This is a genomic window from Streptomyces sp. NPDC000410, from assembly GCF_040300305.1.
In the GTDB taxonomy this organism is placed as follows: domain Bacteria; phylum Actinomycetota; class Actinomycetes; order Streptomycetales; family Streptomycetaceae; genus Streptomyces.
Map to the genome: position 1 here is coordinate 16,143 of NZ_JBEPDM010000048.1, position 21,371 is coordinate 37,513.

17 protein-coding genes and 1 pseudogene are annotated in these 21,371 nt (G+C 73.1%); 5 read left to right on the forward strand and 13 right to left on the reverse strand.

Going from position 1 to position 21,371, the window contains the following annotated elements:
• Positions 1-26 precede the first annotated feature (26 nt).
• The 8 genes from ABT342_RS31250 to ABT342_RS31285 form a co-directional block, all read right to left on the reverse strand.
• A complete protein-coding gene (locus ABT342_RS31250; RefSeq protein WP_351581313.1) occupies positions 27-1,781 on the reverse strand; it encodes an acyl-CoA dehydrogenase family protein in 1,755 nt (584 codons plus the stop codon).
• A gap of 241 nt (positions 1,782-2,022) precedes the next feature.
• On the reverse strand, positions 2,023-2,205 hold the full coding sequence (locus ABT342_RS31255) for a DUF5302 domain-containing protein (protein ID WP_351581314.1): 183 nt from the start codon (positions 2,203-2,205) through the stop codon (positions 2,023-2,025).
• A gap of 152 nt (positions 2,206-2,357) precedes the next feature.
• Complete coding sequence (locus ABT342_RS31260) at positions 2,358-6,401, reverse strand: acyltransferase domain-containing protein (protein ID WP_351581316.1); 4,044 nt, start codon at positions 6,399-6,401, stop codon at positions 2,358-2,360.
• Between the two features lie 219 nt (positions 6,402-6,620).
• Positions 6,621-6,758 carry a hypothetical protein gene (locus tag ABT342_RS31265; protein ID WP_351581318.1) on the reverse strand — a complete coding sequence of 46 codons (138 nt, stop codon included), beginning with the start codon at positions 6,756-6,758 and terminating at the stop codon, positions 6,621-6,623.
• Positions 6,759-7,058: 300 nt separating this feature from the next.
• Positions 7,059-7,913 carry a MarR family winged helix-turn-helix transcriptional regulator gene (locus ABT342_RS38290; protein WP_502965644.1) on the reverse strand — a complete coding sequence of 285 codons (855 nt, stop codon included), beginning with the start codon at positions 7,911-7,913 and terminating at the stop codon, positions 7,059-7,061.
• Between the two features lie 135 nt (positions 7,914-8,048).
• A complete protein-coding gene (locus ABT342_RS31275) occupies positions 8,049-8,696 on the reverse strand; it encodes a dihydrofolate reductase family protein (protein ID WP_351581320.1) in 648 nt (215 codons plus the stop codon).
• A 1,120-nt stretch (positions 8,697-9,816) separates the two neighbouring features.
• A complete protein-coding gene (locus ABT342_RS31280; RefSeq protein WP_351581322.1) occupies positions 9,817-10,356 on the reverse strand; it encodes a GNAT family N-acetyltransferase in 540 nt (179 codons plus the stop codon).
• 10 nt (positions 10,357-10,366) lie between these two features.
• Positions 10,367-11,635 carry an NsdA family TPR-like regulatory protein gene (locus ABT342_RS31285; RefSeq protein WP_351581325.1) on the reverse strand — a complete coding sequence of 423 codons (1,269 nt, stop codon included), beginning with the start codon at positions 11,633-11,635 and terminating at the stop codon, positions 10,367-10,369.
• Positions 11,636-11,837: 202 nt separating this feature from the next.
• Here ABT342_RS31285 and ABT342_RS31290 point away from each other — a divergent pair, with 202 nt between their 5' ends.
• The 3 genes from ABT342_RS31290 to ABT342_RS31300 all read left to right on the forward strand — a co-directional run bounded on the left by ABT342_RS31290 (position 11,838) and on the right by ABT342_RS31300 (position 12,987).
• Positions 11,838-12,080: a hypothetical protein gene (locus ABT342_RS31290; RefSeq protein WP_351581327.1), complete on the forward strand. Its 243-nt coding sequence runs from the start codon at positions 11,838-11,840 to the stop codon at positions 12,078-12,080.
• Positions 12,080-12,424, forward strand: a complete 345-nt coding sequence (locus tag ABT342_RS31295) for a hypothetical protein (RefSeq protein ID WP_351581329.1) — start codon at positions 12,080-12,082, stop codon at positions 12,422-12,424. Before ABT342_RS31290 ends, ABT342_RS31295 begins: the two co-directional genes overlap by 1 nt.
• 293 nt (positions 12,425-12,717) lie before the next feature.
• Positions 12,718-12,987 (forward strand): hypothetical protein, encoded by a 270-nt coding sequence (locus ABT342_RS31300; protein WP_351581331.1) that lies wholly within the window; start codon positions 12,718-12,720, stop codon positions 12,985-12,987.
• A 672-nt stretch (positions 12,988-13,659) separates the two neighbouring features.
• Here the strand turns inward: ABT342_RS31300 and ABT342_RS31310 are convergent.
• The 4 genes from ABT342_RS31310 to ABT342_RS31325 all read right to left on the reverse strand — a co-directional run bounded on the left by ABT342_RS31310 (position 13,660) and on the right by ABT342_RS31325 (position 18,942).
• Positions 13,660-14,616 (reverse strand): aromatase/cyclase, encoded by a 957-nt coding sequence (locus ABT342_RS31310; RefSeq protein ID WP_351581361.1) that lies wholly within the window; start codon positions 14,614-14,616, stop codon positions 13,660-13,662.
• A 34-nt stretch (positions 14,617-14,650) separates the two neighbouring features.
• Positions 14,651-15,439, reverse strand: coding sequence for an SDR family NAD(P)-dependent oxidoreductase (locus tag ABT342_RS31315; RefSeq protein ID WP_351581335.1), 789 nt, complete (start codon positions 15,437-15,439; stop codon positions 14,651-14,653).
• Position 15,440: 1 nt separating this feature from the next.
• Positions 15,441-17,255, reverse strand: coding sequence for an FAD-dependent oxidoreductase (locus ABT342_RS31320; protein ID WP_351581337.1), 1,815 nt, complete (start codon positions 17,253-17,255; stop codon positions 15,441-15,443).
• Between the two features lie 61 nt (positions 17,256-17,316).
• Positions 17,317-18,942 carry a class I adenylate-forming enzyme family protein gene (locus ABT342_RS31325; RefSeq protein ID WP_351581338.1) on the reverse strand — a complete coding sequence of 542 codons (1,626 nt, stop codon included), beginning with the start codon at positions 18,940-18,942 and terminating at the stop codon, positions 17,317-17,319.
• Positions 18,943-19,103: 161 nt separating this feature from the next.
• On the opposite strand from ABT342_RS31325, the gene ABT342_RS31330 reads away from it, so the two are divergent.
• Both ABT342_RS31330 and ABT342_RS31335 read left to right on the forward strand, forming a co-directional pair.
• Complete coding sequence (locus ABT342_RS31330; RefSeq protein ID WP_351581339.1) at positions 19,104-19,592, forward strand: nuclear transport factor 2 family protein; 489 nt, start codon at positions 19,104-19,106, stop codon at positions 19,590-19,592.
• Positions 19,593-19,927: 335 nt separating this feature from the next.
• Positions 19,928-20,059, forward strand: a pseudogene (locus ABT342_RS31335) (MFS transporter); the annotation flags it as partial.
• A 194-nt stretch (positions 20,060-20,253) separates the two neighbouring features.
• Here the strand turns inward: ABT342_RS31335 and ABT342_RS31340 are convergent.
• Positions 20,254-21,195 (reverse strand): MBL fold metallo-hydrolase, encoded by a 942-nt coding sequence (locus ABT342_RS31340; RefSeq protein WP_502965645.1) that lies wholly within the window; start codon positions 21,193-21,195, stop codon positions 20,254-20,256.
• Positions 21,196-21,371: the final 176 nt, after the last annotated feature.

Genomic DNA, 21,371 nt, shown 5'->3' on the forward strand with positions numbered 1-21,371 from the left:
CTTCCCCTGGGCACCGGCACGGGAGGTCACGGCGCGTGGGCGACCGCTGTGAGGTCGTAGCCGCGGCCCTCCCGGTAGCGGCGGACGAGTTCGTCGAGCACCTGCTCCTGGACGCCGTCGGACAGGTCCGGCGCCGGGACGCCGAGCCGGTCCGCGAGCCGGGACAGGGCGAGGACGGCCCAGGCCGGGTCGGCGAGGAACGGGTCGGTGCCGTCCTGGTTCTCCCAGACGCCGAGGACCGCGGCGGCGCCGACGATGCCGGTGTAGCGGTCGCCGAGCACGATCACCGCGGGGTCGGTGAGGGCGGCGCCGGACTCCGGCAGGCGGCGGCACTGCTCCCGCAGGGCGCGCAGTTCGGTGACGAACGCCTCGGCGAGGCCGGCGAGGGCCCCCAGGGTGCCCCGGGCGCCGCGGGAGGCCGCGAGCCGTGCGGCGCTGCCGACGAGCGAGGCGGCCATGAAATCGCCGCCGCCGGCGATGCCGAGCAGCCGGTAGTCCAGGCCGGGCAGTTCGCCGTCGGCGCGGAACAGCTCGGGCGGCGGCTCGTCCTCGGCGAACCAGGACCGTGCGGCCAGGCCCCGCAGCTGGGGCACGAGCACCGCCTGGCAGGAGGCGCTGCCCGCATGGCCGAGTCCGGCCACGGGCAGGTCGCGCACGAGCTTGTCGAGCGCCCCGTACTCGGGGCTGGCGTGGTCGTAGCCGCGCGCCCCGAGGACGGTGGCGAGCTCCTGCAGGTCCTCGCGCAGCAGGTCGGGCACCACGTACTTGACGGCGGCCGCGAAGAGATGGGCCCGGTCGGGCAGCAGGCTCAGTGCCCGCAGGACGACCGTGGCCATGGCGTCACAGGCCAGCAGGTCGGCGAAGACGCCCGCGAGCGGCTTGTGCCGGCGTCTGGCGACGGGTCCCTCGCGGCCGTCGGTCGCGGCCCGCACGGCCGAGTGCAGCACCGTGCCGACGGCCGCGGTGACGACGCCGCAGATCACACTGCGGTTGACCTGGAACACCCGCAGCGCGATGCCCACCGCCTCCCCTTCCTCGCCGACCAGCGCCTCGGCGGGGACGGGGCAGTCGGTGAACTCCAGGCCGGAGAACAGCGCCCCGCGCATACCGGGCAGCTCGACGCGCGGCAGGTGCCGTACGCGGCCCTGCGGGGCCGAGGCGGGGTCGAGGAGGAACACGGAGTGGCTGCGCGGTCCGCGTGCGGTGTCGGTGCGGGCGTAGACGACCCGCAGGTCGGCACGGTCCGCGTTGATGATCACGTCCTTGCTGCCGTCGAGCCGGTAACCGCCCCGGGTGGTGCGGGCGCTGAACTCGTGGCGCAGGATCGCGTTGGCGTGCGCGAGTTCGTGGTGCAGGATCGTGGCCCGCCCGCCGCGCAGCAGCAGGTCGGCGACGTCCTGGCGCTGTTGCGTGCTGCCCGCCGCCCAGACGGCGCCGACGGCGAACAGGGACGTGATCCCGTAGCCGAAGCCGAGGGCGACGTCGCGCCGGAAGACGGGGCGCAGAGCGCGGGCCAGAGAGTCGGCCCGGGTGAGCCGGCCGCCGTGGGCGACGGGCACGAACTCGGCACCGAGCCCCGCCTCGGCGAGCAGCGCCTCGGTCGCGGCGGGCGGCTCGCGCCGGTCGTCGGCGGCGAACAGGGCCCGCAGACCGTGGGGGTTGGCCGGGTCGTACGGGTCGCCCAGCAGCGCCTCGAGCCGCTCGGCCCGCGCGAGGGCGTCCGCCTCCGTCCGTCCGAACGGGGCGCCCGGGGAGTGGCTGGTCTCGGCGGTGATGGTCATGGCGGCGGTGGTCAGCTCCCTCGTCGCGACACGGGACGCCGCGTGCGCACCCGTACTCCGACCCTGACCGCCCGGCCTCGAGCCCGGGTGGAGGTGCTCTCGACGGATGTTCCGGCGTCCCTGCGGCGCGGCCACAGCGCGTCGGAAGCGTTCCTCCGCCTCTTCTCGAGCGCCGCTTCCGGAAAAGGCTGCGGCACCCCGTTGTCGGGGTGCCGCAGCCTTTTCCGGAAGGGGCGCTCGATCAGCCGGACTTACGGCGGAAGTTCCGCTTCTGGCCCGCGGGACCGCTCATCCTGTTGACCTTGATACGTCCCTCTTCGTGCGCCTGCCTGTCCTGCGAGGTCCGGGACTTGCGCTCCAGCGCCTCCTTGAACTTCGCGCGCAGCTCGTCCTCACCGCGGTCGCTCTTCGGCGTTTCGGTCATACGGTCCTCCTTGCCGTAAGGAACAGCCCTGCCGGAATTGCACCACCATCGTCACGACCGGATCTGGATCCTCACTCAAGGGCCGGTCGGGGGACGGTCATGTTCCTGCCCGGACGGTGCTCTCCGGAAGCCCACCGGGCACCCGGTGGTCGTCACGGGTGCCGCCCCGGGTGGGTTCGGGCGGGTTCGGGCCGGTGGTGCTCGCGCTGGAAGGCATAGCCCGGCAGATCGACCGGGACACCGGTGTCCAGGACCCTCTCCCAGCGAACGTCCTGCCCCGCCACATACAGTTCACCGAGCGCCCGCACCAGCAACCGGACCTCGCTCATCGGCTCGTCCGCCCCCCGCCGCGACGCCACGGACACCGCCGGCTCCGCCGACACCGCCACGCACGACGCGGCCGTCGCGGCCGGCACCGCGGCCGGACCGCACTCCACATACCGGCCCACACCCAGGTTCTCGCACGTGCGCACCGCCTCCGCGAACCGCGTCGCGGCGCGCAACTGCCGCACCCAGTACGCCGGATCCGACACCACGGCGGCCGACACGACACCACCCGTCACCGTCGACACCCACGCGATCGACGGCTCTGCGAACACGCACTCCGCCGCGACCTGCTCGAACTGGTCGAACTGGTCGAACTGGTCGAACTCCCCCGGCATCGCGGCGATGTGCGGGGAACGGAACGCGTGCGCGGCCATCGCCCCGCGCCGCTCGTACGCGTACGTGTGCGCGTGCGCGGCCATCAACCCGCCCCGCTCGTACGCCTGCGCGGTCATCGCCCCGCCCCGCTCGTACGCCTGTGTCAGCCGGCCCCGCGCCGCCACCAGCCGCGCCGCGTCCGCCAGCCCCAGCGCCCCCGCCACATGCGCCGCCGCCACCTCACCCACCGAACGGCCGGCCACCGCGGCCGGCACCACGCCCCACGACTCCCACAACCGGAACAACGCCACCTCGACCGCGAACGACCCCGGCTGCGCGAACTCCGGCTCGTGGATCAGCACCGCGTCAGGACCGTCCGGCGCGGCGAAGAGCACCGCCGCCAACGGCAGCCGCAGATACGGATCGAGCGCGGCGCACACCTCGTCGAGGGCCCGCCGGAACTCCGGGAAGGCCGCGTACAGCTCCCGTTCCCTGCCGACGCGATGACCGCTCCGGCCGGTGAACAGCATCGCGAGATCGGTCCCAGCGGCGGCTTCCCCCTGGACGAGGCCGGGGTGGGCGCGGCCGTCCGCGAGGGCGCGCAGGGCCTGGGCCGCCTCCGCGGACGACGCGGCCACGACGCTCGCGCGGTGCTCCAGGTGGGGGCGGTGCAGCGCGGCGGTGTACGCCACGTCGAGGAGGCCGGCGTCGGGCGTGGCGTCGAGGTGGGCGGCGAGCCGGGCCGCGTTCTCGGCGCGGGCCCGCACGGTGCGGCCCGAGACGGTGAGGGCGAGGGGGGCCGGTGCGGCGCGGCGCCGGCGACGGCCTGTGACGGCCCCCCAGTCGACGTCGGATCCGTCGCACCACAGCGCGGCCGCCACGTCCTCCAGGGCCTGGCGGGCCGACCGGTCGCGACGGCCCGTGCTCAGCACGCGCGGCTGGTCGCCGCCGAGGGCTTCGAGGGCGCGCTGCAGCGCGTGGCCCGCCACCGGGTGCGGCGTGATCTCGACGACCCGCAGGCCGCGTCCGCCGGCGAGGGTGCGGACGGCCTCCGCCGGGCACGTGGGGGCCCGCAGGGCGCGGGTCCAGTACGCGGCGTCGAGGTCCGTGCCGTCGGCGTACCCGCCGGTGGCGGCCGACCAGAACGGCACCGCGGGGATGCGGGTGCGCAACGGGCCCAGGCGCTGTTCGAGCCGGGCGCTGTGCGAGGCGCCGTCGGGGGTGGCGCCGAGGCCACGGGCGCGTTCGGTGGCGAGCCGGGACCAGGTGGCGATGAGGCGGGCGCCCTCGGCGAGCGGCAGCGCACCCGCGAAGACCGCGGCGGCCACCTCGCCGGCGCCCTGCCCGAAGACGACGGTGGGCTCGACGCCCCATGCGCTCAGGGTGCGGGCGAGGGCCGTCTGCAGGGCGAACAGGACGGGCTGGACGACGTCGGTGCGCTCCAGGCGCGACGTGGCCCGGTCCGCGAGGAGTTCCTCGGTGACCGACCAACCGGTGAACGGCAGAAGGGCCCGGTCGCACGCGTCGAGGGCGGCCCGGAAGGCGGGTTCGCCGAGGAGGTCGCGGCCCATACCGAACCACTGCGGGCCGTGGCCGGAGAAGCAGAGGGCGAGCGCGTCCGGCCGGGCGGCCGGGCCCCGGGCGTGGGCCGCGACGTGTGCGTCGCGCAGCGCGTCGGCCAGTTCGCCGGGGTGGGCGACGGCGGCGACGACACGGTGCGTCCCCGTGGCGCGGCCGAGGAGTTCGGGCGCGTACCAGGCCCCGCCCGCGCGGACCCGGCCGGTGAGCGCGTCGGCGGCCACGCGCAGGTCGCCCGCGCTGTCGGCGGCCAGCGGCACGAACAGCCGTCGCCGGTAGGGGGCTTCCTCCAGGGCCAGGTGGGCGTCGGTGCCGCCGACACCCGCGTAGCGGCGACCGCCGCCCGGCCACGGCGTGTGCCCGGTGCCGCCCCGGAGGCGGCCCGCCGCGACATCGGCGAGCGGGTCGGGGGCGGCGACGTGGAGTCCGGCGGGGAACTCGCCGTGGTGCAGGGCGAGCGCGGTCTTCATCAGGCCGACCACGCCGGCGGCGGACTCCAGGTGGCCGAAGTGGGTCGTGGCGGAGCCGATGCGCGGCGGCTCGGTACGGCCGTCGGCGAAGACGGCGCCGAGGGCCCCGGCCCCGGTGCGGTCGCCCGGGGGTGCGCCCGAGCCACAGGCCTCGACGTACGAGACGTACTCGGCGCCGACGCCCGCGTCCTGCCAGGCGGCGCGCACCACCTCCGCATGAGCCCCGGGGTCGCGGGCCCCGGCCCCGGCACCGTCACCCACAGACCCGCCCAAGCCACAGACCCCCGCCCCAGCACCGTCACCCACAGACCCGCCCGAGCCACAGACCTCGACGTACGAGACGTACTCGGCACCGACGCCCGCGTCCTGCCAGGCCACGCGCACCACCTCCGCATGAGCCCCGGGGTCGCGGGCCCCGGCCCCGGCACCGTCCTGGTGGACGGCGCTGCCGCGGATCACGGCGTAGACGCGGTCCCCGGCGGCGAGCGCGTCGGACAGGCGGCGCAGCACGAGGACGCCGCAGCCCTCGCCGCGCACGTGTCCGGCCGGGTCGGCGACGGAGGCGCGGCACCGGCCGTCAGGGGGGTTCGTGCCGCAGGGCACCTGTCCGGCCGGGGCGGCGACCAAGACACCACAGCCCTCGCGGGGGTTCGTGCCGCCGGACGTTGTCACGGCGACGGTGGTGCACGGGCCGGGCATCACGTGGACACCGCCCGCGAGCGCCAGGTCCACCTCCCCGTCGCGCAGGCTGCGCACGGCGAGATGGGCGGCGGTGAGCGAGGAGCCGGTGCTTGTGGCGACAGCGGGAGCGGGACCGTGGAGGCCGAAGACATGGGCGATACGGGCGGAGACGGCCGCGTTGTCGTCCTCCCGCGCCATGGTGCCCATGAACACGCCGGTACGGCTTCCCACGAGATCGTCGTGGACGATGCGGGCGTCCTCCAGCGCGGCCCACGCGGTCTCCAGGGCGATGCGCTGCCCGGGGTCCATCCGCCGGGCCTCGGCAGGCGGGATGCGGAACAGGTCCGCGTCGAAGCCGGTGACGTCGTCGAGGAAGCCGCCCCGCCGGGTGGTCGTCGTGCCGGCGGCGTTCCACCGGTCGCCCGGCACCTCGCCGACCGCGTCGACGCCGTCGAGCAAGCCCTGCCACAGTGCTTGGGGGGACTCGATGCCGCCCGGCAGCCGGCAGCCGATGCCGACGATCGCGATGGGCTCATGGGTGCCCGCGCCCCCGCGGGCGGGCACCGCGGGGGCACGGTCGTCACCGGCGAGGTGCCCGGCCGGCACGGGGTACTGCCCCACGGTCCGGGCAGGCACGGGCCGCCCGAGCCACTGGGACAGTCGCTCAGGAAGCGTCGTCGACTGCCCGGATCCCGGGCCGGACTCGCGCGGCGGCCGGTCGGCGGGCAGGCCGGCGGCCTCGTCGCGCAGCCGCGCGGCGCGGCCGTGGGCGGTCCGTCGGAAGGGGAAAGGGGCGGCGTCGCTGTTCATCCGGGCACCGCTCATCTGCGCCTCCTTGAAGATCGTCGAGCCGTACCGGCAGGGCAGGGCCGCGCGTGCCGCGGACGTTCCAGGCTTCCGTCGACGCCTCGAAACCTGCTCGAGCAGCGGTGCACGCTCGGTCGTATCGCGGTGCCTCCCTGTCCCCGGCCGGCTCCTTTCCTGCTTCCTGCGGCAAGGGCCGCACGGGCTTCCGAGGGGCTCAGCCGTCTCGGCGTGAGCAGATCAGCGGGCGGCGCCCACTGGCCGCACGACGACCCGTACCGGGGTGCCGGTCCGCTCGGCGCGGGCGACGGCGTCCGCCGTTCCTCCCAAAGCCCACGCGGGCTCCCCGTCCCACACCGTGAGGAGTTCGTCGGACAAGCCGACGAGGATCTCCGAGCCCGCCATATGGGCCTCGGAGGTCGACTCGTCCCTGCCGCTCCCGTGGACGCCGGCGCCATTGCCGATCAGTTCGTCGTACGTGGCGTGGTGCCACTCCGGCAGCGCGTCGCGCTACCCGGCTGCCGGAACGATCACCTCAGGACGTCCGCCGTGCCGCGACACGGCTTCGGCGAACCAGGCGTTGGCTTTGTCCACGAGTCCCGGCTCCGGCTCAACTTCTGTGGTGATGAGCTGCTCCGCCCGTATCCGCGTCGGCCTGGCGATGTGTGAGGCGCGTCGTCAGTCCGGGCGGCAGGTGTCGGTGGGGTCGACAGCCTGGTTGACGCGGTGGCCGATGGCGCGCAGGGTGCGCTGCTGGGCCTGGGTGAGCGGGTCGAAGACGAGGCGGCGGACCTCCTCGACATGGCCCGGGGCGGTGGCGACGATTTTTTCCCGGCCCGCTTCGGTGAGGATGGCCAGGGTGTAGCGGCCGTTGTCCGGATCGGGCGTGCGGCGCACCCAGCCTTGCCTCTCCAGGCGCTTGGCCACGTGGGACAGCCGGGAGAGCGAGCCGTTGGTGAGGGTCGCCAGGTCGCTCATGCGCATGGTGTGTTCGGCTGCCTCGGACAGGGTGGCGAGGACCTGGTACTCGAAGTGGCTCATTTTGAACAGGTGGCACTTGACCACCTCGCCCGCCAATCGGACCCAGACGTCGGCGAAGTCCACCTCGGCTTCCTCGCCGGGCAGGTGGACCTGGGGAACCATGCCGGTCAGATGCCGGCGTCCCTCCAGCACCTCCGCCTCGATCTGCGGACGTCTGGCCAGGACGTAGTCGCAGACCGTTGAGTACGACGCCTGGTCGAAGCCGTACTCCTGCGCCAGACGCTGATGGATCCGGCGGGCGGTGTGCTTCTGCTTGCGCGGCGCGGTCACATCCTCCCGCAGCATCGCGTCGATCCAGCCCTTGGCCGGGTCCAGGACCGTGGTCCTGGGTGCTGGTTTCTTCCTTGGCGGCGGGACCGCAGAGGTCAGTGCCTGCCGCACCGTCCGGCGGTGCACGCCGTATTTCTCCGCGAGTGCCCGCTGCGACATCTCCGGATCGAGACGTTTGTCCCTCCGGATCGCGGCGAACAGCTCCGTCCGCGACAAACCCATCCCGGCCTCCCGACAGGACCGTGATCAAGTAACACGGCCTCCGACATGACCGTGATCGACGCACAAACCCTGCCGTCGCCGGGCGGACGGAGCAGCGCATTCACTCCAAAGAGGGCACGTCGCGGACTCCTCGTGTCACTTTCGCCAGAACAGGTGGTGCGTCACGCCGCTCGGGCTGGGCACGACCTCAAGGTGGAACCGGTCGAGCAGCTCATCGGGGGAGTCCCAGAGCCGCAGTCCGGTTCCGAGCTTCACCGGTGAGACCGCCACATGCATGGTGTCGACGAGGTCGGCGTCGAGGAACTGCCGGATGGTGGTGACCCCGCCGCCGAGTCGGACGTCCTTGCCCTGAGCCGCCTCCCGCGCCTGCTCAAGGACCGTGGCCGGATCGCCGGCGACGAAGTGGAACGTGGTGTCGGAGAGTGTGAACGAAGGACGCTTGTGGTGGGTCATGACGAACACCGGAGTGCGGAACGGGGGCTCCTCCCCCCACCAGCCGCACCACTCGTGGTCCTCCCAGGGCCCGCGCTGGGGCCCGAACTTGTTGCGCCCCATGATCTCTGCGCCGATGTTGCGTGCGTAGTCCCGCGTCAAGTAGTCGTCGAGGCCACGGCTGCCCCCGGGGTCCGTACGCATGGGCCAGCTCGCCGTGGCGCCAGCCCACGCGAACAGCCTCGCGGGATCGACGCCGTGGCCGAACGGATTCTCGAAGCTCTGGTCCTCACCGGCACCGATGCCGTCACTTGAGACGTTGAAGTTCTGGACTCTCAGTAGCTGAGCCACGTGTTTCCTCCTGCGTTGTCGATGACGGTGATGAGACTCTCCAGGCCACGAAAACTCATCGCTGTGTCCAGGACCCCCAGGATTCCGGCACCCGGCAGCCCAGCTTGGCCCTGACACTCAGCCGCCCGTCGGTCTCATCGACCGCACAGTCCATCCGCCGAGCCTTTCACGGCCTGCCTGACCGCCGGGTGGAGCCAGATCAACTTCTTACGCCGCGGAGCCGATTCCGATCCGTGTGGTGGAGCCCAATGAGGTGCCCATAGACAACCGGGCGCGGCGAGCGACGAACCGCTTCCCTCACAAAGCCCCGGCCTCCTGTCCCTGCCCCACGATGCACAGTGGGGCGGTGCGTCCTACGCCGCGCGGCTGGATCGCGCTCGGCGACGTGTCGGGCGACCGCGTCGACGCCGGGGCGGGCGTACCGCTCCAGGAAGCGGACGGAGGCGTGCCGGGAGCGGGCCAGCGGCATCGGGGTGGAGGTGCCGCCCTCGGCGTCGTGGGTGAGGGCGAGTGCCGCAGCCGGTGCAGGGTCCAGCCGTCCAGGTCCTCGATGTCCTCGGGCGAGGCCAGCGGGGTTGGCCAGCAGCCGGGTGTTCTCCTCGAAGATCTCCTCGGCCCGCCGACAGGAGAGCCTCGCCCGACCGATCTTTTCGCACACGTCCAGCGTCTGCGTCCCGGCCGGGGCTCTGCGGCCGGTGAGGAACAGCGGGCCGCAGGCGACTCTGCTGCGGTAAATGCGTACCCCTCCCCCTGCGGCCGGAAATCCCCGCCGCAGGTCGCGATGATCACGGTTGGGGCACTGCCGCAGTAGATCCCGTACTCACTGCGGCACCACCCTGACAGGCCGTCATCCAACGGAAGTCCGGGATTGTTTCTTCCACGGCGCCGCACTGTCGGCCACACGACACCGTCGCTGATCATTTTCAGGCAATTCCCCGAGACCGTTGCAGGCGTCAGCTATCACTCAACGTGACCGGTTCACGAAAAGCGAGCCGAAGCCGGTTCTCTTGCACATAGCCACAGGCATCGGGGCCGTCGGCGATACAGGAGAAGCCGACCCCACCCGCCTGTCTGTCGTCCTAAAGATGGACGCCGTGTCGTACTCGCCGGATGCTGCCGGTCAGCGAATGGGGCGGATCATCACCGTGAGGACTGGCGAGGCCGGTGACGGCTGGCTCTGCCCGATGTCCTCGTAACCCCACGACCGGTAGAGCTCGTGGACCTTCCCGTCACCGGCCGCCGGATTCACCATGAGCGTCACGTACGCCTCTGCGCTCTCGGCGAGGAGCGCGTCATGGATGCGCCGTGCGGTCCCGGTGCCACGCCATGCGGGCCGTACGCCGCCCTCCTTCAGAGCCAGGGCCGGGCACTCGGTGTATTGCTCGGCCGGCGTCGGGCTGGTGCGCTGCCAGTAGCGGTCGCCGTGTCCGACGGTGTTGCCGTAAGCGAAGCCAACCGGATGTCCGTCCGCGTACGCGAGGACGGCCACGAAACCCGACTCGGAGCCATGGCGGTCCAATCGCTCGCCGAACGCGGTGACGGCGTAGTTCGGCATGTGGAGGAGCGGGGCACGAACCTCGGCGTACACATCGAGCAGCTCTCCGCGGACCGGTTCGAGCACGGTGAATGTCCGAAGTTCGATGATGCGTGCCGCGGTCATGCGGAGGTCCTCAGGCATCGTCGGTGTGCTCGGTCCAGGTGTGCGCAGCGGAACTGTTCGGCGCGAGTGCGCGCAAGCCTGCCCCGAACTCCTGGAGGATGCGCGTCACGCGGGGATGCTGCATGGCCGCGTCGACGGGAACGGACATCGCGGTGACTGTGGCGGCGTCGGCTTCGCCCTGTCCGAGTTGGGCGTGTGCTAGCCGGGCGGTGTTGATGGCGCGGTCGCGCTGCATCTGCGGGCGGAGCAGGGTCAAGCTTCGGTGGGCGTGCGATTCGGCCTGCTCGAAGTTGCCAAGGCGGAGGTGCGCCGACAGAGCAAGTGTTTCGAGCTCGGCTCCGTCGCGGACAGCAGTCATCCACACCGGGCGAGCGAGGTCCGGATCGGCGCGTTCGAGCGCGTTCTGAGCGCAGCCGAGGGCGTGCCGTACGGCTGCGGTGTCGCCGGTGAGGCCGAGGGTGGCGGCCTGGCGGGCATGTCCCAGACAGGCGAACAGGGGATCGCGGCGGCTGATGTGCAGGTCTCGGGCGACGTCGTTAGCTGCAAGGGCATCCGCCGGGCGTCCCATGTGCCGGTACATCGTCCCCGCGTGGCTCCAGATCCTGAACTTGATCGGCTGGTCCCCAGATAGTTCGGCGAGGGCCTGGGCCTCGCGCATGTGCCCGACGGCCTCGCTGTAACGACGTCCATCGATGGCGGCCCACATCGCGGAGGAGCGGAACGAGGCAGCACACGCATACAGATTGCTGCGTACCCGCTGGGTGGCGCTACCGGAGTTCTGGAGGTTCAGGGCCTCGTCGGCGAGCGCGGCGGCGCGCTGCTCGATGGTGAGCCTTCCGCCGTGGCGGTGGTCACTGGCGATGACGTCGGAGAACTTGCGCTGTAGGCGCTCGACATCGGTCATGCCGATACGGCGGGCGGCGGCGTTTCCGGGGGCGGCTGCTGCGGCTGCTGCCGCGATCCCGCCGACGACGATGGTGCGGCGTTTCATGGGGTCCTCCTGCGGTGGGGGCGGAGTGGACGGGGTCCGGCCCCGTCGTGGCACGAACCCTAGAGCGGCAGGAGGCAGCCCGGTGACGTCTTCCAATGCCAGACGTGTGGCCGCATTGGGCCATCGCACGCGACCGGATCGCCAGTCCCGGACCGTGCGGCCATCGAACCGCCCCGGTCTGCCGGTGAGGCGTTCCAAGGCTGAACTCAGGGCTCGGGCCATGGTGTGAGAACTGTGGCCGTGCTCGGCCATCCACACCTCAAGCGCCACGTTGCGCGTGGTGTCCATGACCGCACCGTAGACCTCTGCGCACACACCGTCAGGTAAATGAGTAGTCAAAACCTCCTAGGAGAGACGTCGCGACGACGGCGCCGAGCCCCTAACTCCCCTGCGATGGAGGGGAGTTAGCTGTTGGGTACGGCCCCGGCTGCACCTGCCCCCCTTCCGGTGGCAGCCGGGGCGCCGACTCGACCGCAAGCGCGAGGCACCCATGACCACCACGCACAGCACCACCCCGTACGCACCGCGCTGGATCGCGCTCGGCGTCCGCGCGAAGGACACAGCGACCGGGCGGGTCGGAATCATCCAACTCCTCAGCGACAAGCTGGGGTCGATCCGCACCGAGCCCCTGGAACATCCGACGCGCGCGGTGCTGCGCCCGGTCGGCCGGTCCGGGCCGCCTTGGTGGGCGTCGGTCGCCGACCTGAAGAAGCCGGAAGCAGGTGACCTCTGATGAGCGGGCGCGCGGTCCTCTACGTGTGCACCATCCCGAGCGACGCGTCGGCCGAGATCGTCCAGGGCAGGTTGTTCGCTGAGCGGCACCGGCTGCTCATCGGAGCCGAGGTCACCGACAATCCTCACGCGGATGAGACAGATCCGCTGCACCGCGTCGGATGGAATCGGGTCCGCGCGATGGTGCAGGCGAACTGGGCCGACGTGGTAATCATTCCGCAGCCCGGCCACCTCGCTCCCGAGAGCCGACACGAGCTGCGCTACCGGGAGACCCGGTGGCTGCTCGAGCAGAAGGCACGGGTGTTCTACACGGCAGGCGTCCGGTCGGGCGTGGTGGCGCGGTGAGCCGCGGGAGACCCCGCCCGGGCAACCGCCAACCACCCTCGACGAGCACGACCAGGCGCCCCACGTGTGCCGCTGCGGCCCCCACACGGCCCTCTGAGACTGCCCCGCGGCGAGGGGAGACAACGAATCCGTCCCCCACGGCCACAGACCCCTGCCGCAGGGCTCACACTCCCGTGCGGTACCCGTCCAGGCAAGACCGACCGCACGGGACGGGCCCCGGGCATTGATCATCCGCCCGGGGCCACCACAGAATCCCTGCCTTCTCCGGCAGGGACACCGAGGAGAGGAAACGCATGTCTGCACTGATGGAACGCACCCCGACCGTGTCCCACCACATCGACACCGCCCCCGCCGGCCCGGCCGTGACCCGGCCGTTCGGGCTCGACTCCCTCACGGGCGCGGTGAAGGTCGACAGCCGCCGCCCGGTCGTCACGGTCGACCCCGTGACCCAGCTCTCCCTCATCGACGGCCATGCGCCCGCCATGGACGCGGGCACGTCGTGCAACACCGAGTCGGACGGCAAGGACGCCATCGCCATCGACACGGACCAGAACGACGACTGATGGCCCCCATCCCCGGGCAGAGCACGCGCGGTGAGGCCTCGCCGCGCGTGCTCGTCGTCACGTACCCGTTGGACCCCACCGCCGACTACGTCCTTGCCGAGCTGAATTCCCGCGGGGTGCCGTTCTGGCGAACCGACCTCGCCGACTTCCCCACCCGCAGCACCCTGCACGCCGAACTCCGGCCCGACGGCCGATGGGCCGGTTCCTGGCACAGCCTCGCCCGAGGGGTCGGCTTGTCGGAGCTGCGGGCGGTGTGGTGGCGCAAGCCGGCCGGACACGAGTTCGCCGAGACGATGAGCAGCCCCGAGCCGAGACCGGCCCCCGCCCACTGTGGGGCATCCTCGAAGACGCACACCAGATCTACCAGGAGACGGGCGAGCCCCGGCCCGACCGGTACGGCGTCACCATCGACCCTGACGGCCAACGAGTGTGGCTGGACACATCCGACGGGCCGAGCTGGACCCTGGACCGCTGACCGGATACATCTGGGCCGGTCGGCGAGGGGCGAGCCAACCTGGGATACGACGAATGCCCCCGCCGACCGCGCATCATGAGGGTCCCGCCGTCAGGTCAGGTGAGTGGCCTCCTGACGGTCACAGCTGCCAGGTGCCGGCCCGAGCACGGTCGAGGTACGGCCGGAACGCGGCCGGGGCGCGGCCCACGCGCGGGATGTCACAGCACCCGGATCGCCGACTCCGCGTGCCGCTTGGCCAGTTCGAGGGTGGCGGTGGAGTTCCGGCCGAGCGCCTGGCGCACGTACCGGCGGGCCGTGGCCAGGTCGGCGCCCGCGCCGAGGACCCGCTCCACCGCCTCCTCGCGCAGCACCACGCTGTGCTGCGCGACGACCTTGACGCCCGTCTCGTCGGGCACGACCGACCACTCGCCGGTGTGCGCCTCCATCAGGGCGGGCGTGGCCGTCTGCTTGTAGACGATGCGCCCGGCGTGCGGGAAGCAGATCCGCACGGACTCGGTGGTGTGCGCGCTGCCGTCGGCCGTCAGGGTGTCCATGGACATGATCTGGACGCCGGGGCTGTCCTCGGTCAGGTCCAGGCGGGAGACGTGCGGGATCAGGTCGGGCCAGTCGGCCACGCGGTACAGGAAGTCGTAGACCAGCTCGGCCGGGCCCTTGACGCGCACGGAGTCCTCGAAGGACAGCACGAGCTCGTCCAGACGCGTCCAGCGCTCGGCGAGACGCTTGATGTTGTCCAGTTCGGCACGGGAGTTGCTGTCGCAGGCGCGCTCGACCCACTCCACGTCGGCCGGGCGGTCGCCGGCGACCGTGAAGTCGTGCAGCAGCGTCAGCAGGCTGGTGCCGCCCGGCCGTTCCTCGACGGTCCAGGTCCCGTGCATGGTCTCGACCGGTGCCTGCGGCCTGGTCTGGTGGAACTCGATCCGCCGTTCCTGGGGGTCCTGCACCCGCTGCGAGATCCACGAGCGGACCTCTCCGTTGGCCGTGGCCCACATCCGCAGCCGCTCGTGCGTCCCGTCGAACTCCAGCTGTTCCACGTGCACGTTCGGCGGGAAGAACAGCGGCCACCGCACCGCGTCCGAGATCAGCCCGTAGACGACTCCGGCCGCCGCGTCCACCTCGACGGAGTGCTCCGTACGGTGCACCCTCCCACTCGGCACCACGTTCACGTCTTCCTCGCTTCCTTGACGAAGGTCAGTAGTTGCCCAGTCCGCCGCAGACGTTGAGCGCCTGCGCGGTGATCGAGGCGGCGGGCTCGGAGGCCAGGTAGGCGACCAGGGCGGCCACCTCCTGGGGTGTGGAGTACCGGCCGAGCGGGATCTTCGCCTCGAACCGCGTCTGCACGTCCTCCTCGGTGGTGCTCCAGGCGGCCGCGTACCCCTGGCGGACCCGCTGGGCCATCGGCGTCTCCACATAGCCGGGGCAGACCGCGTTGACGGTGATGCCGCGGGGCGCGAGCTCCCGGCCGAGCGCCTTGGTGAAGCCGACGACGCCGTGCTTCGAGGCGCTGTAGGGGGCGCCGAGCAGGACGCCCTGCTTGCCCGCGGTGGAGGCGATGCTGATGATCCGCCCGTACGCGGCGTCGGCGAGGCCGCCGTTCTTGAGCACCTCGCGCGTCACCAGGAACACGCTGTTGAGGTTGGTGTCGATGACGTCGTACCAGAGGTCGTCGGTGAGGTCGGCGGTGACGCCGCCGCCGCTGCGGCCGGCGTTGTTGACGAGCACGTTGACGGGTCCGTACGTCCCCACCGCCGTGGCCACGAGCGCGGCCACGGACTCGCGGGAGCGCACGTCGGCGGCCTGCCCCGCGACGTCGAGACCCTCCTCCCGCAGGTCCGCCACGGTCCGTCGTACGTCCTGCTCGGTGCGGGCGCACAGGAAGACCCGGTGCCCGGCGCGGCCCAGCTGCCGGGCCGTCTCCAGGCCGATGCCGCTCGTGGCTCCGGTCACCAGGGCGACGGGGTGGGGGTGGTTGTCGGGCATGTCAGTGCTCCTCCAGGTCGTGGGTGGCGACGCGCACGGCGAGATCCGGCTCGCGCCGTGCCTCGTCGGCGAGCGGGACGGGGGTCACCAGCGGGGCCAGTGCCCGGCGCAGGGCCGGCCGGGTCAGCAGGGTGCAGCGGGCCGCGACGTAGCCGTCGGGGCGTACGAGGATCCACGCGCCGGGCCGCAGGCCGAGCGCGGCGCGCAGCCGCCGGTCCGGGTCGGCGAGCGGGGCGGGGCCGTCGGGGCCGCTGCCGCCGACGGTCCTGACCGACAGCCACTCGCCGTACTGGGCGGCCGCGGTGACGGCCACACCGACGGGGACGTCGCCCGGCCCGTGGCCACCCGCGGCGAGCAGCAGCGTCCAGCGCGGATCGCGCAGTTCGGCGCGGAAGGCGGAGGCAGAGGCGGAGGCAGAGGCCGAGGCGGCCGGGTCGTCCCCGTCGTGCACCCGGGCGGCGGTGACCCGGGCGCCGGGGCCGGGGCCCGGGGCCGGTTCCCGCGCGCTCGTCAGGACGGATCCGGCGTCCGCGAGGTGGTTGTAGGGGTCCGTGGTGGTCAGCGACGACGCGCCGTAGCCGATCTTCAGGCCCGACATGCCGCCGAGGACCTTGCGCTGCACGGCCCGGCGCAGCGGCCGCACCGCGTTCACGACGCGCAGGGCGAGGGGCAGGACCACGCCCGCGAGGGCGTTCTTCAGCTGCACCAGGGTGGTGGCGGTGCGCGTGGAGCCCAGCAGGGCCGCGCCGATGGGGACGCGTTCCTCGCTGTACGTTTCGAGTAGTTCCTGCCCCGCATGGCCCTGTTCGACCATGGCGAGCTTCCAGGCGAGGTTGTACGCCTCCTGGATGCCGGTGTTCATGCCCTGCCCCGAGGCGGGGCTGTGCACGTGCGCGGCGTCGCCGGCCACGAGGACGCGGCCGTCCTGCATGCGCTCCACCATCCGCTGCTGGAACGTGAACACGGACGTCCAGGACGCCTCACCGACCCGTACCCGGTGGCCGAGGCCCGCGCTGAGTTTGGCGGAGAGCTGCTCCTCGCATCGGCCGGGTTCGTCGGCGCGCGAGGACGGACCCGGCCGTCCGTCCGCGCGCGCGGCGGGCACGGTGTCCAGGATCCGCCAGTGCCCGTCGCGGGCGTAGGGCACCATCATCAGGGCCTGGCCACCGGTGTGCGTCCAGTAGATGCTGTCGGGCACCACCTCGGTGTCGACGGGGGCGTCCGCGAGCATCCACGTCTCGCTGCTCTCCCCGACGAGTTCGAGGCCGAGGCGTTTGCGCACGGTGCTGTGGCCGCCGTCGCAGCCCACGAGCCAGGACGCCGTGCACATCTCCTCGCGGCCGTCGGCGTGGACCAGGCGGGCGCGCACCAGGTCCGTGTTCTGCGCGAGGTCCGTCAGGCGCACGCCCCATTCGACGCGCACCCCGAGCCGGGCCACCGCCGCGCGCAGGGCGGCCTCGGTCTCGGTCTGCTCGATGACCAGCGTGTACGGGTAGCGGGTGGGCATCGTCGCGTAGTCGGCCTCCAGGCGCACCCGGCGCCGGCCCCCGGCGTACATGGTGAACGCCCGGTTGCGCCGCCCCCGGGGCAGCACGTCGTCGACGATGCCCATCTGGTCGTACGTCTCCAGGGTGCGCGGGTGGGTGGCCACGGCGCGGCTGGTGCGGGCCGGTCCCGGTGCGGCGTCGATCAGCCGCACCCGAAGGCCCCGGCGGGCGAGTTCGTGGGCGGCGGTCAGTCCGACGGGTCCGGCGCCGACGACCAGCACCTGGATCGAAGGGGTGGGCGCGGACGGCCGGCCGGCGGGGTTCACCATGGTCTGCTCCAGGGTCGGCTACGGGTCACGGGGGCGGTCACGTGGGCGGTCACGTGGCGGGTCATACGGCGGCCCGGCGCCTCAACTGCGCGCGCAGGGCTCGTCGCTGGGGCTTTCCGGTGGGCGTGCGCGGCACGGACTCGATGGCCTCGGCGAGCCGGATCTGCTCGAAGGGGGCGAGGCGTTCGTTGGCCCGCGTGGTGATCGAGTCGAGGTCGTCGAGGATGCCGAGGCCCGCCACGGCGCCGTCGGATGCCCTCGGCCCGTCCCCGTCGCCGTCGCCGTCGCCGTCGCCGTCGCCGTCGCTGAGGACGATGCCCGCCCAGACCACCGCGCCGTGCTCGGCGTCGGGCCAGTCGGCCACGATGCAGTCGGCGACGCGCGGATCCTCGCGGATGACCTGCTCGACGCGGCTCGGCGCGACGATCTCGTTGTCGTGCTTGAAGACGTCGGCGAGCCGGTCCACCAGGCGCAGGGAGCCGTCGTCGTCGAGGTGGCCGATGTCGCCGGTGGAGAACCAGCCGTCCGCGTCGATCCTGCTCCCGTGCCCGCCGTCGAGGTAGCCGGCCATCAGCTGGGGTCCTCTGACCTGGACCTCGCCGGCCGACCGGACGCCGACGGGCCGGCGTGTGACCAGGTCGACCACGCGGCACTCGGTGCCGGGCACCACGCCGCCGACCGTGCCGGGCCGGTGGTGGCCGGGCTGCTGGCAGTGCGTGAGCGGGGAGAGCTCGGCCATGCCGTAGCCCTGGATGACGGGAACGCCGAGCCGTTCGCTCAGCGTGCGCGCCGCCCGCGGGGCGAGCGCCGAACCGCCGGACAGCACGGCGGTCAGCTGCGGCCCGGGGTGGACCGCCCCCGCGAGCCGCCCGTCCGCGGCCAGGGCGTGCAGCCGGGCGGGCAGGCCGTAGTAGTGGGTGGCGCCCGCCTCGGCGGCGACGGCGAGGGACGCGACGGGGTCGGGATCCTGGCACAGCACCTGGCAGGCACCGGCGTACATACCGGAGTTGAGGTGCATCACGTGGTACAGCGGCAGGTGGTTCAGGGTGACCGAGCCGGCGCTCACCCGGTGTGCGAGGGCGACCTGTTTGGCGTTGGCGACCAGGTTGCGGTGGGTGAGGAGGACGCCCTTGGGGCGGCCGGTGGTGCCGGTGGTGAACTGCACGCAGGCGAGGGCGCCCGGGTCGGCCGGAGCGATGGTGTGCCGGGGCGGCGGACCGTCCAGGGCCTGGTGCAGCGGCACGGTTCCGGCGGGCACCACGCCGTCGGGGGCGTCCGTCACGACGATCGCGCGCAGTGCGGGCAGGTCGGCGCGCATCTTGGCGAGCAGCCCTGCGGTGGCCGCGGGTACGAGGGCGATCTCCACCCGGGCCGTGGCGAGGACGTGGCGCAGACCGTCCTCGCCGATCAGCGGGTTGACGAGGACGACGGTGGCGCCGCTGCGGGCCGTGCCGTAGTACGCGGCGGCGAAGACGGGGTCGAGGACATGGGCCACGCCGACGCGGGCGCCCGCCGCGCCGTCGAGCGTCCGGCTCAGGAAGCGGGCGATCCGGTCGGCCCAGCCGTCGAGTTCGGCGAAGCCGACCGAGCGGGTCGCGGTGCGGATCGCGACGCCGTCCGGGTCGCGCCGGGCCGCGCGCCGCAGCAGTCCGTCGACGGGGAGGTCGGGATGGGCGAAGTTCGGCAACGCTCGTTCTCCTCCGGCTCGGGCTGGGCGGGCGTGCACCACGGGACGCCACCCACCGTCCGCCGGAGCGCTTGAGGGATCTTCGAAGGGGGCTCGATCCGCGCCGCAGAGAGTGTCGGCATCCCGTGGAACGCACAAGGACGCGAGGAAGGGACCCCGCCATGGCCACCGAGGTGCTCATACCTGTCGAACCCGCCTTTTCGCAGGAGGAGTTCGGCGCGCTGTACGCGCGGATCCAGCAGTTCTACGCGCACCAGATGCAGCTCTTCGACAACCACGACGCCGAACGCTGGGCGGGGACGTTCACCGAGGACGCGGTCTTCGACGTACCCACCCTCGACGAGCCGGTGCGCGGACGCGCCGCGCTCGCCGCGAACGTGCGCCGCAACAAGGTCCAGCAGGAGCGCGGCGGAGAGCAGTTGCGGCACTGGATCGGCATGCTCGACGTGACGCCGCAGGGCGACGGGACGCTGCGGACGCGGGCCTACGCCCTGGTGTACGCGACGCCGCGCGGCGGCGAGTCGAAGGTGTCGCGGGTGTGCGTGCTCGAGGACGTGCTCGTCCGCACCCGCGGCAAGTGGCGCACCCGCTCCCGCGTGGTGACCCGCGACGACCTCACCACCCCCCTGGCCGCCGAGAGCGCGGCCTGAGCCGCCGGTCGCGCCGTGGGCGGGCCCGCCTCGTCGCATGCGCCCGAACGGGCCCACACGGCGTCCGCCACGAACGGGCCTGCCGGCGTTGGCCGGTGTCCGGCAGCGGTGTACTGGGGCACCGTGGGCTGCCCTGCCCTCCGCACGCGCCCTGGGAGGGCCTGCTCGCCGTACGGGCCCTGGTCGGGCCTGCTCGCCGTACGGGCCCTGGTCGGGCCTGACGGCGTCCGCCGCAGTCCGGCAGCAGCGTGCGGGGGCGCCGTGGGTCGGCCCGCCTGCCGCACGCGCCCCGAACGGGCCTGACGGCGTTGGCCGCGGTCCGGCAGCGGCGTACGGCCGTCATCGAGATCGCGGGGCCCGCCCGGAGGACGCATGCCGGGTTCGCGGCCACGGCCGCGAACATGGGCGGCCTGAGCTGCGGGCCCCTGTTGTCCGGGGTGGTCGCGCAGTACGCGCCCCGGCCGCTGCCGCGGCTACCGGGTCCCGCGCCGCCGCGGACCGGAACGGCGCATAGCCGATGTGCCGTTCCGTCACGGCCGCGCGGCCGCTCGGCGGCAGCCCCCGGTCCACGAACCCGCCGCCTGCCCCACTAGTGGCTGACGGCACCATCGCGGCCCTGCGGCCACGGCCGCGGGCCGTGCCGGCCCGGTCGGCGGAGCCCTCAGGCCCGGCAGACCGGCAGGCCGCCGTGGTGGTCGGCCATCTCACGGAACAGGGCGGGGATGTCCAGCGGGTCGCCGGGCGCCGCCCCGAGCGCCTCGGCGTAGGCGCGGTGCAGATTGGGTACGAGGCGCTCGGCGTCGAGCAGGTCCGCGTACGGGCCCGGTCCGGCCTCCCGGGCGGTCTCCAGCGGGGTGAGACCAGCAGCGATGCCGTCGGCCGCGAGGCGCTGCAGTCGGCGCAGATAGCCTTCGTTCACGTCGAACAGCTCCGGGCCGCCGACCGGGCCGTGTCCGGGCACGACGGTGACGGCGCCCAGGGCGCGCAGCCCCGCGAGGGCCTCGATCGATCCGGACACGGACCCCATCGGGCAGAACGGCGTGGCACCCGACATCACCAGGTCGCCGGCGAACAGCACCCGCTGGCCGGGCAGCCACACGACGGTGTCCCCGGTGGTGTGGGCGGGGCCCGGGTGCAGCAGCCGGGCCTGGCGCTCGCCCACGTGGAGGGTCATCCGGTCCCGGTAGGTGACGGTGGGCACGGCGATCTCCAGATCGCCCCAGCACACGTCGGGCCACAGGCCCGTCAGGTGCGTCCCCGCCGCGGCGGCCTCCTCGCGTGCCCGCTCGTGGCCGACGACCGCGGCCTCGGGGAACACGAAGTTGCCGAAGGTGTGGTCGCCGTGGAAGTGCGTGTTGACGACGAACCGCGGCGGCCGTCCCGCCAGGCGCAGGACGTGCTCCCGGAGCCTGCGGGCCCGCGCCTCGGTGGCCACGGTGTCGATCAGGAGGCACTCGCCGTCCGCCACGAGGAGCCCGGCGTTGTTCAGGCACCAGCCGCCGTCGGGCTGCACATAGGCGTGGACCCCGTCGGCGACCTCGGTGAACCGGCCCTCGGTGGAGGCGTGGTCCGGCGGCCTCCGGGTGGCCGACGGGCCGGTCACGCCCGGCTCCTCACGGGGCAGGGGCGCCCGGACGGAACCCGTCACGACCGGCTCCTCACCGGACAAAGACACCCCGACGCAACCCGTCACGACCGGCTCCTCACCGGACAAAGACACCCCGACGCAACCCGTCACGACCGGCTCCTCACCGGACAAAGACACCCCGACGCAACCCG

Excerpts from the sequence above, each read along its gene's own strand:
- ABT342_RS31250 (WP_351581313.1), bottom strand. The coding sequence starts at position 1,781 with ATGACCATCACCGCCGAGACCAGCCACTCCCCGGGCGCCCCGTTCGGA.
- ABT342_RS31255 (WP_351581314.1), bottom strand. The coding sequence starts at position 2,205 with ATGACCGAAACGCCGAAGAGCGACCGCGGTGAGGACGAGCTGCGCGCG.
- ABT342_RS31260 (WP_351581316.1), bottom strand. The coding sequence starts at position 6,401 with ATGAGCGGTGCCCGGATGAACAGCGACGCCGCCCCTTTCCCCTTCCGA.
- ABT342_RS38290 (WP_502965644.1), bottom strand. The coding sequence starts at position 7,913 with ATGGGTTTGTCGCGGACGGAGCTGTTCGCCGCGATCCGGAGGGACAAA.
- ABT342_RS31280 (WP_351581322.1), bottom strand. The coding sequence starts at position 10,356 with ATGACCGCGGCACGCATCATCGAACTTCGGACATTCACCGTGCTCGAA.
- ABT342_RS31285 (WP_351581325.1), bottom strand. The coding sequence starts at position 11,635 with ATGGACACCACGCGCAACGTGGCGCTTGAGGTGTGGATGGCCGAGCAC.
- ABT342_RS31290 (WP_351581327.1), top strand. The coding sequence starts at position 11,838 with ATGACCACCACGCACAGCACCACCCCGTACGCACCGCGCTGGATCGCG.
- ABT342_RS31295 (WP_351581329.1), top strand. The coding sequence starts at position 12,080 with ATGAGCGGGCGCGCGGTCCTCTACGTGTGCACCATCCCGAGCGACGCG.
- ABT342_RS31300 (WP_351581331.1), top strand. The coding sequence starts at position 12,718 with ATGTCTGCACTGATGGAACGCACCCCGACCGTGTCCCACCACATCGAC.
- ABT342_RS31315 (WP_351581335.1), bottom strand. The coding sequence starts at position 15,439 with ATGCCCGACAACCACCCCCACCCCGTCGCCCTGGTGACCGGAGCCACG.
- ABT342_RS31320 (WP_351581337.1), bottom strand. The coding sequence starts at position 17,255 with ATGGTGAACCCCGCCGGCCGGCCGTCCGCGCCCACCCCTTCGATCCAG.
- ABT342_RS31330 (WP_351581339.1), top strand. The coding sequence starts at position 19,104 with ATGGCCACCGAGGTGCTCATACCTGTCGAACCCGCCTTTTCGCAGGAG.